Consider the following 11,872-nt stretch of genomic DNA (forward strand, 5'->3'; position numbering starts at 1 on the left):
AGCGCCATCCTCCGTCGGTCATGTCAGTTGCGGCTGCGGGGCATTCCGAGGACGGCCTCGGCGATGATGCTGCGCATGATCTCGCTCGAGCCGCCGTAGATGCTCGTTGCTGCCGATAGCCGGTACCCGAACTCAAGCTCACCGTCGGACAGGGCCCCGGCCGAACCGGCGCTCACCAGCGACTCGGGTGCCGCTAGATCCACGAGGTCGCTCGAGTCCTCAATGTAGGCCTCGGCGCTGAAGAGCTTCGACATGGGGCCTTCGCCGCGGTTGGGCCGTCCCTCAGCCCCCCGCCACAGCGATTGCAGGTTGAACAGGGCCGAGATGCGGGCCCGGGTTGCCACCCGGGCGAGGCGGGTTCGGACGACGGGATCGGACAGGGTTGGCTCTCCGTTGGTCACTTTCGTTCGGGCCCACTCCACGGCGGCGTCGAGGGCATCGGCATGGGCTCGGGCGAAGAGACCCACGCCGCCCCCGCCATGTTCGATCTCGAGTGCGTACCCGATCACGCCCATGCCGCCGTTCACTTCGCCAATGCGGTAGCGGTCGGGCACTCGAACGCCGGTGTAGAAAACGGCATTGGTCTTCTCGCCGCTGAGGGTGTGGATGGGGTGGATTTCGATGCCCTCGCTGTTCAGGGGAACGAGGAACATGGTGAGCCCCTTGTGCTTGGCCGCATCCGGGTCGGTGCGGGTGAGCAGGAAGACGTACTGGCAGATGTCCGCCCCGCTGGTGAACATCTTCTGGCCGTCGATAGCCCACTCGTCGCCGTCACGGACCGCTCGGGTCTTGGCGGCCGCAACGTCGGATCCTGATTCCGGTTCGGTGTAGCCGAGGCAGGTGATGACCTCGCCGCGGCACAGCTTGGGCATGACCTCGTCGAGCAGTTCCGGCTGTGCGAAGCACAGAATTGTTTGGCCCACCATTTGAGCGTTGGCGATCGGGTGGAGGGAAACCCCGCTGCTGTAGAGCTCTTGGAGCATTGCGGTCATCTCGTACGGGCCTCTCTCGATACCGCCGTACTCGGCCGGCCAGTTCGCGAAGGCCAGGCCGGCGGAGGCAAGCGCCCGGTGGAACTTAACGCTGTGGCCGTCCCATCCCCCCCGGATGTCGCAGCCGTAGGAAGCGGGAGGGTGGTCGGCCAAGAACTCCTTGACCTGCTGCCGGAATGCTTCGGCCTCTTCGCCGAGGCCGAAATCGATGGGAACATCGCCGACCTCGGGCAGGGGCGCAGAAGCGTCGCCCCAGAGGCCGTCGGCGACGTCGAGCAAGGCCGCCTTCGGATCACCGGCTGCGGCGGACCATGCTTTGGCCCGACGCTGGTGAAGTTGCACGTCGTATTCGAGGGCGAGGCCATAGCCGCCAAACGTGTGCAAGGCGGTTCCCGTTGCCCGGGTTGCGGCTTCCGCAGCCCAAGCGAAGGCCATCGAGAACGTCGCGGCGGCATCGGGTTGGCCCTGTCCCGCCCGCCAGATCGCGTCCCATACCAGCAGCCGGGCGCCCTCGACTTCGGTGGCCGCGTCGGCGAGAGGATGGGCGATCCCCTGGAAGGTTGCGATGACTCGGTCGAACTGGACCCGTTGTGACGCATACTCGGCGGCGAGCTCAAGTGACCGCTTGGACAGTCCCACCAGCGCCGCCGCGGTGAGGATGCGCCATTCGGCAACGCCCGCGGCCGCTAGCCGTCGGGCCTCTGGGCCGGTGGCGAGTGCGGTGCTGCTCTGTGTCGGCCACCACGCGAATCCGCCGGCACCGAGGTCGCTGACAGGTTCGATCTCTTCGGGTCGGGCGACGAGAATCAGGTCGTCACCTCGCCAGAGGATCACCGCGTCGGCATGCGCCCCGCCTTCGACAAGCACCCTTGAGGTGTCGGGATCGATCTGGACTGGCACGAACGTGATCACAGAAGAGCCATCGACCGCGGCATTGAGGTAGTCGCCCCCACCGGAAGCGGCAAGGAGGCTGCCGGCGACTATTGCGCCCGCAATTGGACCGGTGGCGAGGTGGCGGCCGGCCCGCTCGAGAACGAGGCAGGTGTCGAAAAGCGAGGCATCGCCGCCGCCGAGGTGGGGGGGAACCCGCATTGACAGTGCCCCAGTTGCCGCCAGCGCGCTCCACAGCGCGGAATCGAATCCGGCGGCTTCAGCGGCGCGCACCCGGTCGGGGCTGGACTCGCGGGCGAAGAACTCGTCGAAGCTGTCTACGAGGAGCTGCTGGTCGTTCTCAAGTCCGAGTCGCATCCTTCACTCTTCCTCAGTATGTACAATTCAACGGTAGCTGTCCTATTGTCTGGGTTGCATGTTCGACAGGCCTGCGAGCCGAAGGGCGGCCCGAGTGCCCCATGACCTTAGGAGTGCTGATGAGTCTCAGCGAGATTCCGCCTCTCGTATCGGCTGATTGCCACGTCGACGAGCCCCACGACCTCTGGTATGACCGGCTGCCCGAAGGATTTCGCGATCGCGCCCCCCGGCGTATCGAGATCGACGAGCACGGCGGGTACACCCTGGTGCTCGACGGAAGCGACCTCGGGTGGAACATGAACCCCGCGGCAGCCGAAGAGCAGGAAGACCGGCGTTGGTCCATGGCCACAATCGAGCATCGGCTAGAGATGATGCGCACCGACGGCATACGCGGCGAGGTCATCTACCCCACGATCGGGTTGTACATCTGGCGACTCAGCGATGGCGACCTCGGTCGGCGCTGCTGCCACATATACAACGACTGGGTTGCCGAGCGTTTGGTCGGGACGTCGCCCAGGGTGAAGTGCGCCGCAATGATGTCGATCTGGGACGTTGACCACTGCATCGAGGATGCCCAGCGGGCGGTGGCCCAGGGCTTCGGGTCGATCATGTTGCCCCTGGTGGGCACCCCGGAATGGAACATGCCCCAATGGGAGAGGCTCTGGGACTCCCTAGATGAGATCGGGCTTCCAGTCGCCATGCACCAAGGCAGCGGCCACGACATGGTCATGTATCGCGGCTGGGGGTCCTCGACCGCGAACCTCCTGGCCACACAGAGCATGGGTCCCCGGGCCGCTGCGCTCCTGTCGTGCTCAGGGGTGCTCGAACGCCACCCCAACCTGCACGTCGTCATGGTGGAGGTGAACGGCGGCTGGATCGGCTGGACAATGCACACCCTCGACGAGTACTACCGAGACCACGCGGGGTGGGCGAAGCCCAAGCTTGCCGAGCTCCCAAGCCACTACATCCGAAACCAGATCCACGCCACCTTCCAGAGCGACCCTGTCGCCCTCAACAATCTCGCTCTCACCGGCCCCGAACCCCTGATGTGGGGCAACGACTATCCGCACCCCGAGAGCACCTTCCCCGATTCCCGGGCGTTGATTGCCGACCACTTCGCCAGCGTCGACCCCGAAAGCGCAGCCCAGGTTCTGGGAGGCAACGCAGCACGCGTGTTCGGCTTTGAAGACTCAGTGGTGTTGACCGCGCCGTAGCCGTCGCTCTCAGCCTCGGTCAGCCAGGTCGTATTCGGCCATGTAGTAGGGGTGGTTGGGATCGAATGGTGAAGTGTCTACTCCTTTGGCCTTGGCTTCAGAGGGTGGTGATGTTCCTGGATGGAAGGTGCGCTCACCAAGGAGGTCAAGAGCCTGCGCTAGTGAACACCAGCCTGTCGGGGTCGAAGAACCCGATTTCGGCAGGCGCGTCGGAAACGTCGAACTTGCCGGCGCCGAGTGAAGCGGCGGCCAAGCCGGTTACCTCGATGGGGCCAATACTCTCCGCCGCGGCGGCAAATGTCTCTGTGGTCAGCTCGGGGCCGGCTCCTCGGGCCACCGCGGCAAAGATGTCGATCACCTGACACGCAAAGAGGGTGGGTAGCAGGTTGTCGAGGCCCTCGTCGGACTGATCGATATTGACCTCCTTACCAGAGGCTGCTTCAAAACGGTCGAGGCAGTCGGCCACCCCGGCCACGTTTCCGGGGTACAGCGAGGCCGGATCGACATCGCGCACTAGGACTACTGCCAGTTCTAGGGGAGCAAGGTCGTAGCCAAACGACTCCCGTATCAGCGACGGCACCACGTGGGTGTTCTCCGGTAGGAGCATGGGCAAGTCGATGCCTCGGCGTTCATATACCCCCACAAAGTCCAGGCCTGATTCGGGAGCGCTTCCCAACACCGCCTCGGCGCCTTCGGCCAACCAGCGCTCAGCAAAGATGTCCACCTCGGCCTCGGCGCCAATGACGTCGTTGAAAGTCGTGCGAATCGAGTGGGACACAACCTCGACTCCCCTTGAATCGAGCACTTGAAGGTAGCGGTTGTGTAGGTCTTCCCTGGTGACCATCCCGTGAACGGCAATGCGCATTCCAGGCGCCAAGTGTCCGCCTTCGAGCAGCGTGTCAATGTTCACCTCAACTAGTCGCTCAGCCAGCGGATTGGTCGAGATCAGGGGTGCCACCGACCGCTCGAACAGCTCAGAGGTGGTTTCGAAGGCGTTGATGACGATGGTGTCGTTGAATTCCGTGTAACACAAAGGCATATCGCGAAGGAGGATTCCCACCACCGCAAAAACCCCTTCGTCCTCGACATTCCGCACGCACAGCGCCTCGGCATCGGCCTCGCCAATGGGCACGTAGGCCGAGAAGATCAGCTCGATCTGCCGTCCGATGACGCCCCCCGATTGGTTGACGGCGTCGACTGCTGCTTGGAACTTCGCTTCGAGATCGCCACTGTCTCGCCCGAGCACCGAGAGGTCGGGAAAGACAGCGGCGATCTTGATTGAGTCGGCCGTTACCCCGGTATCGGTGGCAGTCAGCACCACCGGCTCGTCCGCTTGGTCATCGCCAGTTGGCTCTGGGGTCTCGTTGGGGACATCTTCGGCTTGCGACCGGTTCAACGGTGACGGCGCCCATTCGGGTGCGTCGCCATCCACCCCAGCCCCCGATCGGGAGCGAGCACTATCTTCTGCCGGAGCTGGCGCCCAGCCTTGAGTCGGCTACGTCCAAGGCGGTGGATCGCCCGGTGGTGCATACTCCCCCCGGCCGGTGGCGTGAATGGCCTCCGATGGTGCTGTCGGGTTGTGATGAGCCACTCGTGGACGGTGCCCCCGACCTCCGAGGGGTGTGGCAGGTGTACCGGGGACCGTTGAAGGGCCACATAGAGCGGAACGAGCAAGCCGGCAACCGCGTGGTCATCACCTCAGCTGGAGTGATCCACGACATGTTCGCCGACGGCACCCTGGCCGGTGGAGTGAGCGACGAGGGCGTTGGGGGCGCCCAGATTGAAGTGGCAGCCCGGTTTGAGGAGGGCCGCCTGAACCTCTACCTCCAGAACAAGCGACTTGTGGTCACCCGCTACCGAGACGGCGACGACCTCGTCTGGCGATATGGCCCCTACAAGAACCGCCTCCGCCGCCTGACCTCACCCGACTACGACATCGACGCCACATAGCCGATAGCGGGATTGGCCTGGCCTTCGAGCAAGTCGCGGTAAACCGCCTCGATCTCCTCGGGCCCCGTTCGGTGGACCACGCTGAGCCAGCGACCGGTGTCGTCGACGAGTTCGTGCCATGCCTCGGCGATGCGCCTCGTCAACTCGGCCGCTCCCCATTCCTCGGAGCGCTTGGCGATCTGACTGGGGGCGAAGAAGAACTCAGGCCGCGGGCCGGGCAGCTCGGCACCGCCTATTGCGGTGTCCTCCCAGTGGGTGGCGCCGACGGTCAGGGAGAACTGAAGCCTGTTGCCGAAGTGGGTGTGTACCCCCGACCGAACTGCCGCACTTCCCGCCATGTCGACCACGCCCGACGCCGCCGCGGGATCGAGTTGGTGGATGTCGTCGTAGACGACGACTTCGTCGTACAGGTCCAAACCCTCGACGAAGGCGAGATTGCGGGAAGATGTGAGGCCCACGCTGCGGTGTCCGCGACGGGCGAGGCAGAAGGCCAGGCAGATCGAGGTTTTCGATGATGCGCTGGTCACCAGGGTCTGAGAGGCACCGTGAAAGCCCTGGTCGCCCAGGAAGTCGTCGGCCAGAAACGACGTCATGAACAGGCCGCGGAGCAGCAGGAACTCGTCCACACGGTCATCGCGGAACATGATGTCGCCGCTGACCGCGCTGAAATCGGTGTAGACCGCGGCGTGCTGGGCCCGGTGGACGCCGATGTCGGTGAAGCCAGTCCCTTTTGGCGCGGCCTCGATGACCACATCGTTGGCCATGGGATAGAAGCCGAAGTAGCGTCCGCCGAGCTTGATTTCGGGATGGGAGGAATCAACCACCGTGCCTAGGCCCATAGCCGGGATTCGCCCCCAAGGGGCTTCGGCGGGAAAGAAGCCCCAGTAATCGAGCATGTCGCCTGCCACGGCGTAGGTGATGTTGTTGGCGGTCAGCGCAAACCTTTCAACCGACAAGCGGATCTGCCCCAGAGCGAGCTCGGCTGGGGGGCAGGGGACTGCCCGGGTATCGCGGAAGTCCTGGCGATTGACCTCGAATTGCATGGTTGAACCCTAACGACCGCCTTCAACTATTGCCAGTAAAAGGCGCACTACTATAGGGTCTTGCCATGCCGCGGTACGGGGTGCTGAACGACGCCTACCTGGGGTCCTGGCTCCAGCGAGACGAGCCTGGCGGGCCCATGTGGGCGCTCAACCTGATGAAATACCGCCCCGTCGCCGACTACCGCGACGGACGGGAGACCTCGCTCAGCGGCATCGAGGCCGACGATGTCTATTCGCCGGACGAAGAGCTGAGAGCCGTGGGGGCCCGCATCATCCTGCTCGCTCCGGTGGTGCATCAACTGGTCGGCGACGACACGGTCTGGGACCGCATCGCCATCGCGCAGTACCCATACAGGGCCGCGATGATCGAGATGAACATGCGCGACGACTTCCAGAAGGCTCATGCCCACAAAGAAGCGGGCATGGAATCCACCATCGTCTTGGCCTCATTCCCAAACGAGGCCTCATTCACAAACGAGAATGGCCCAATTCCGCCCCAGCTTTCGGGCACCGATCCCGAACGGCTGCTCCTGCTCCAAGTGGTGGCCCATCCCGATCACCACGATCTGGCCGAGGGAATCGAAGCCACCCGCATCGGACGGTTCTGGGTGGAGGACTGGTGCATCGGCGATCACCGCAGCTTCGCCGAGGCTCGTTTCGACCTTGTTTCGCCGGATGCCGCCGAGGAGCTCATCGCACGCGCCCCCGTCCGCGACGATGCCAACTACGCCGTGATCGCCGATCCGGCCATCGACGACGTGGCCCGATCGCTAACCGACCCCACCCGGGTCTTGTTCTAGTGCTCGACTTGCGGACCATCCGGCGGGTCGAGCGGGCAAACCATCTCGAGGTCTGGGGCCCGGTCGTCGACCGCTGAGCCGATCAAGTGACTGCTACCGTCGAACGAAGATGACCGATATCGACCACCCCGACGCACCGGTCGACGGGCGTGTCGCCCGCCGAGAGCGCAATATCGAAAACGTTCTCGACATCGTCATCCAGATGTTCGCCGAGGAATCTCTCTTTCCGACCATGGAGCAGATTTCCCAGCGGTCGGGCCTTTCGCTGCGGTCGCTCTACCGGTACTTCCCCAATCCTGGAGAGCTCCTCGAGGCCGCGATCCATCGCCATCGCGAGCTGATGAGAGACGCCGGCCACCTCCACAGAATCGGACAGGGTCCTCTCGACCGCCGGATAGACGACTTCGTGGCCATGCGGCTCCGGCTCTACGAGAGAGCCAGCGCGGTGTACCGGGCCGGGTTGCACAATGCACCTCTTCATCCCCCGATTCGCGACTGGGTGGCCCGAGCCCGCGACGATTTCCGCAACCAGTTCGAACTCCAGTTCGATCCCGAGCTGTCCACCCTCAAGGCCGCCGACCGCCAGGCTGTTCTGGCGGCTGGCGACGCGCTGTCCCAGTTCGACGCCATCGAATACCTGCGGCGCCACCGCCGCTTCTCGGTGTCAGAGACCGAAGCCGTCCTCCGGTCTGGCCTGCAAGCTCTGCTCCAACCCTGAGCTGGACGACTGGGGCCTTCAGGGGCGCAGCGAAGGTTGCGGAACCATAGGCAGAGAGCCTAAGTTTTGCGTGTATTACTGGCAAATGATTGATGCGAGAGATTCGAGGACCGCCATGGGCAATGTCGACACGCTGAACCTCATCCAAGACTCGCTATCGCGCCGCATGCGGACCATGCACTCGCTCTACTACCAGGCGGTAGGCACGATGGAGCTGCATCATGTCAACCACTTCGAGCGGGAAGGGGTGCTGCCGATAGCGTTCTCGCTGTTCCACTACACGAACATGCAGGACGCCACCTTCATGGGCATCTCCGGCGAGCTGCCCATCTGGAACGACGACTGGCAGGCCCGGGTGCAGATGGCCATCAACGACCACGGCAAGGAGCGGCCGGTCAGCGACATGATCCATCAGCGCATCGGCGACTTCGAGGCGTTCAAGGAGTACCAGCGAGCGGTCTTCAGCCGCACTGAGGCCTACATCGAGTTTATGGACCCCGCCGACTTCGAGCGGGTAATCGTGGCTCCTCCCTACCCACCCCAGATCGCCAGCACCTACAGCGCGATGTGCGCTGGGCCCCAAGGCATCACCGTTCTCGACGCCTTCGAGTGCTGGCACTACCAGCATGGACTGCGCCATATGGGTGAAATCGAGCTCGCCCGGGGTTTGGTGGGCTTGGGCGGGATGACGTCTTGAGCAACCGGCGCCACCAGCACCATCCCATAGACCCAGCCAACCGGGAACCGCAAAGGAGCAATAGATGGACATCGTGTTGACCGGGACCGGCTCGCCGCTGCCCGATGCCAATCGAGCGGGCCCGTCCACCCTCATCAAGGCGGGCGACACCCACATCCTGGTGGACGCGGGCCGAGGAGTGGTCATGCGCATGGCCGGAGGCGGCTCCCTGCCTGCGTTCTTGGCCGCGGTGCTGGTCACCCATCTCCACAGCGACCACATCTGCGGCCTCAACGACGTGATCACCACCCACTGGGTCATGACCCGGGGAAATGCCGAGCTCGCCGTATACGGGCCGCCGGGCACAGCCCAGTTCGTGGAGCGCCAGCTTCACGCCCTGGAGGCGGATATCGGCTACCGCATCGAGCACCACGACGCGCTCACCAATGGACCGAGAGTGCGGGTAACCGAAGTTGCCCCCGGTGAGGGCTTCTCCGTCAACGACGTTCAAGTGACCACCGCAGCCACGGCCCACGCGCCGGTACGGCCCACCATTGGCTACCGGCTCGAGCACAACGGCTCGTCGGCCGCGCTGGTGGGCGACACCATTCCCTGCGAGGGCGTGGACCAATTGGCCGCCGGCGCGGACGCCTACGTGCAATCGGTGATCCGCCGGGACCTGGTAGAGCAGATCCCCAACGACATGATCCAAGACATCCTCGACTACCACTCCGGCGTGGTGGAGGCGGCCCAGACCGCGGCCCGGGCGGGCGCCAAGCGGCTGGTGTTGACCCACATGGTGCCGGCACCCACCGCCGAGCAGTACTCCGAGTGGATTGCGCGGGCGGCCGAGCACTACGAGGGCGAGATCGTCATCGGAGACGACTTGACCACCATCGCCACGGGGCAGGAGTGACGCCAATGGCTGGCTCCTCGGCCCAAGGTCCGTTCCCCGGAGTGATCGGCAAGACCCTGGCCGACTCGGAGCCGTTCTTCGAGCAGCCGCCCCATCCCGGCGAGGATGCGCCCAACGTGGTGGTCGTGCTGCTCGACGACACCGGCTTCGCCCAGCTCGGCTGCTACGGCTCCGACATCGACACCGCCAATGTGGACCGACTGGCCGCCGACGGCCTCCAGTTCACCAACTTCCACGTCACCCCGCTGTGCTCCCCCACCCGGGCATCGCTGTTGACCGGGCGCTCTCAGCACACGGTGGGCATGCGGTCGGTGTCGAACCACTGCACCGGCTTCCCCCACCAGCTCGGCCACATCACCAACCATGCCGCCACATTGGCCGAGGTTCTCAAAGCCGAGGGCTACGCCACGTTCTGCGCCGGCAAGTGGCACTTGACTCCGTCCAAGGACACATCGGCGGCCGGTCCCTTCGACCAGTGGCCCCTGGGTCGCGGATTCGACCGGTTCTACGGATTCCTGGACGGTGAGACCGATCAGTTCCACCCCGAGCTCGTTGTCGACAACCACCACATCGACCCTCCGGCGGGCCCCGACGAGGGCTATCACCTGAGCGAAGACCTGGTTGACCAACTGCTTCAGATGATCCGGGACAGCAAGGGAGTTCGGCCCGACCGCCCGTTCTTCGCCTACCTGCCCTTCGGCGCCACCCACGCCCCCCATCAGGCCCCGCCCGCCTACTTGGAGAAGTACCGCGGCCGCTACGACGAGGGCTGGGACGATGTGCGCCAGCGCTGGTACCAGCGGCAACTCGAGTTGGGGGTGATACCGCCGGGCACCGAGCTGGCCCCCCGCAACGACGGGGTGGAGCCCTGGGACAGCCTGCCGACGAACCAAAAGCTGCTGGCCAGCCGACTCCAGGAGGCCTTCGCCGCCTTCCTCGACCACACCGACGACCAGATCGGGCGCCTGGTGAACGGCCTGCGCCACATTGGCCAACTCGACAACACCATCTTGATGGTGCTGGCCGACAACGGCGCCTCCCAAGAGGGCGGGCCCTTCGGCGTCATGCACGAGATGAAGTTCTTCAACGGCATACTCGAGACCCCCGATGAGGCCGTCGAGCGCCTCGACGACATCGGCGGCCCACACAGCCATACCAACTACCCCTGGGGATGGGCCCAGTGCGGCAACTCCCCGTTCAAGTGGTACAAGCAGAACACCCATGAAGGCGGCGTCCACGTCCCGATGGTCGTCCACTGGCCCGACGGCATCGCGGCCCACCAGCGCGGCACCAAACGCCACCAGTTCATCAACGTCTCCGATCTGGCCCCGACGCTGTACGAACTGTTGGGGATCACGCCGCCGAACACGTTGAAGGGCTACGAGCAGCTCCCGGTTACCGGCCACTCTTTCGCCACCGTGCTGGGCGACGCCGACGCGCCGGCCGCCAACCGGCTCCAGTACTACGAGTTGTTCGGCTCGCGGGCGCTGGTGGCCGAGCAGGACGGCATCTGGTGGAAAGCCGTCACCCGGCACATCCACGGACACGATTTCGACGACGATCGATGGGAGCTCTACGACCTCTCCGCTGATCCCTCGGAATGCTCCGACTTGGCCGCCGACCAGCCGGAGAAGCTGGAAGAGCTGATCGGCCTGTGGTGGGAGGAGGCATATCGCCACGGGGTTCTCCCGCTGGACGACCGGACCATCGAGCTGTTCGCGGCGAGGCCGAACGACCGCTCACCCCACCCCACCAGTCGTCGGTACGTGTACCGGCCGCCGATCTCCCCGATCCCATCGTCGGCCTCCCCGTCGCCGGGAGGAAGAGCATGGGACTTGACCGCGAAGATCACCAGGGCCACAGGAGACCAAGGGGTTCTCTGGGCCACGGGCAGCGCCAGCGCGGGAATATCGGTGTTCGTGCAGAATGATCGCTTGGTGGTCGACTACAACGCTTTCATGGATCGCACCATCGTGGAGTCTGAACTGCCGGTGCCCGAGGGTCCCAGCACCCTGGCCGTGCGCCTCCGCCGTACCAGCCGCACTACCGGGAACTTGAGCATCGCCATCGACGGGAGAGACTGTGGCCGAGCCGAGCTGCCGTTCATGATGAGGTCGATCTCCTTGCTGAGCGACAGCATCGGATTCGATCACGGTTCGCCGGTCTCAGAGCGCTATGAGGGCTCGTTCGACTTCACCGGAGAAATTCATGAGGTGGTCATCGAGCTCGGAGCGCGGTCAGCCGCCGATGCCGAGACCGCGTCCCGGACCGAGATGGCCCGGCAATGACAGCGGTTGCACTCGGGGGCCTTCGGC

General features: G+C 64.8%; 10 protein-coding genes. 7 read left to right on the forward strand and 3 right to left on the reverse strand.

Annotation, left to right across the window (positions count from 1 at the left end):
• Nucleotides 1-23 precede the first annotated feature (23 nt).
• Nucleotides 24-2,240: an acyl-CoA dehydrogenase gene (locus ACOGJC_RS07690; protein WP_419847913.1), complete on the reverse strand. Its 2,217-nt coding sequence runs from the start codon at nt 2,238-2,240 to the stop codon at nt 24-26.
• Nucleotides 2,241-2,341: 101 nt separating this feature from the next.
• On the opposite strand from ACOGJC_RS07690, the gene ACOGJC_RS07695 reads away from it, so the two are divergent.
• Complete coding sequence (locus tag ACOGJC_RS07695) at nt 2,342-3,454, forward strand: amidohydrolase family protein (protein ID WP_419847914.1); 1,113 nt, start codon at nt 2,342-2,344, stop codon at nt 3,452-3,454.
• Between the two features lie 145 nt (nt 3,455-3,599).
• Here the strand turns inward: ACOGJC_RS07695 and ACOGJC_RS07700 are convergent, their stop codons facing one another.
• The gene (locus tag ACOGJC_RS07700) at nt 3,600-4,850 is read right to left on the reverse strand and encodes a hypothetical protein (RefSeq protein ID WP_419847915.1); all 1,251 of its coding nucleotides are present in this window, start codon (nt 4,848-4,850) and stop codon (nt 3,600-3,602) included.
• A gap of 2 nt (nt 4,851-4,852) precedes the next feature.
• Here ACOGJC_RS07700 and ACOGJC_RS07705 point away from each other — a divergent pair, with 2 nt between their 5' ends.
• On the forward strand, nt 4,853-5,404 hold the full coding sequence (locus tag ACOGJC_RS07705; protein ID WP_419847916.1) for a hypothetical protein: 552 nt from the start codon (nt 4,853-4,855) through the stop codon (nt 5,402-5,404).
• Here ACOGJC_RS07705 and ACOGJC_RS07710 read toward each other — a convergent pair.
• Nucleotides 5,383-6,447, reverse strand: coding sequence for a DUF2855 family protein (locus ACOGJC_RS07710; protein ID WP_419847917.1), 1,065 nt, complete (start codon nt 6,445-6,447; stop codon nt 5,383-5,385). The two genes, ACOGJC_RS07705 and ACOGJC_RS07710, sit on opposite strands and share 22 nt — an antisense overlap.
• A 65-nt stretch (nt 6,448-6,512) precedes the next feature.
• Between ACOGJC_RS07710 and ACOGJC_RS07715 the strand changes: the two genes are divergently transcribed.
• The 5 genes from ACOGJC_RS07715 (at nt 6,513) to ACOGJC_RS07735 (ending at nt 11,845) form a co-directional block, all read left to right on the forward strand.
• Entirely contained in the window at nt 6,513-7,247 is a 735-nt protein-coding gene (locus ACOGJC_RS07715; protein ID WP_419847918.1) for a hypothetical protein, read from the forward strand.
• Nucleotides 7,248-7,356: 109 nt separating this feature from the next.
• The gene (locus ACOGJC_RS07720) at nt 7,357-7,965 is read left to right on the forward strand and encodes a TetR/AcrR family transcriptional regulator (RefSeq protein WP_419847919.1); all 609 of its coding nucleotides are present in this window, start codon (nt 7,357-7,359) and stop codon (nt 7,963-7,965) included.
• 115 nt (nt 7,966-8,080) lie between these two features.
• Nucleotides 8,081-8,662 (forward strand): hypothetical protein, encoded by a 582-nt coding sequence (locus ACOGJC_RS07725; protein ID WP_419847920.1) that lies wholly within the window; start codon nt 8,081-8,083, stop codon nt 8,660-8,662.
• A gap of 64 nt (nt 8,663-8,726) precedes the next feature.
• Entirely contained in the window at nt 8,727-9,557 is an 831-nt protein-coding gene (locus ACOGJC_RS07730) for an MBL fold metallo-hydrolase (protein ID WP_419847921.1), read from the forward strand.
• 5 nt (nt 9,558-9,562) lie between these two features.
• Nucleotides 9,563-11,845 (forward strand): arylsulfatase, encoded by a 2,283-nt coding sequence (locus ACOGJC_RS07735; RefSeq protein ID WP_419847922.1) that lies wholly within the window; start codon nt 9,563-9,565, stop codon nt 11,843-11,845.
• Nucleotides 11,846-11,872: the final 27 nt, after the last annotated feature.

This window comes from Candidatus Poriferisocius sp. (genome assembly GCF_965204015.1).
Lineage (GTDB): Bacteria > Actinomycetota > Acidimicrobiia > Acidimicrobiales > Bin134 > Poriferisocius.

Bases quoted from the DNA above. Each gene is read 5' to 3' on its own strand.
- ACOGJC_RS07690 (WP_419847913.1), bottom strand. From the start codon at position 2,240: ATGCGACTCGGACTTGAGAACGACCAGCAGCTCCTCGTAGACAGCTTC.
- ACOGJC_RS07695 (WP_419847914.1), top strand. From the start codon at position 2,342: ATGACCTTAGGAGTGCTGATGAGTCTCAGCGAGATTCCGCCTCTCGTA.
- ACOGJC_RS07710 (WP_419847917.1), bottom strand. From the start codon at position 6,447: ATGCAATTCGAGGTCAATCGCCAGGACTTCCGCGATACCCGGGCAGTC.
- ACOGJC_RS07715 (WP_419847918.1), top strand. From the start codon at position 6,513: ATGCCGCGGTACGGGGTGCTGAACGACGCCTACCTGGGGTCCTGGCTC.
- ACOGJC_RS07720 (WP_419847919.1), top strand. From the start codon at position 7,357: ATGACCGATATCGACCACCCCGACGCACCGGTCGACGGGCGTGTCGCC.
- ACOGJC_RS07725 (WP_419847920.1), top strand. From the start codon at position 8,081: ATGGGCAATGTCGACACGCTGAACCTCATCCAAGACTCGCTATCGCGC.
- ACOGJC_RS07730 (WP_419847921.1), top strand. From the start codon at position 8,727: ATGGACATCGTGTTGACCGGGACCGGCTCGCCGCTGCCCGATGCCAAT.
- ACOGJC_RS07735 (WP_419847922.1), top strand. From the start codon at position 9,563: ATGGCTGGCTCCTCGGCCCAAGGTCCGTTCCCCGGAGTGATCGGCAAG.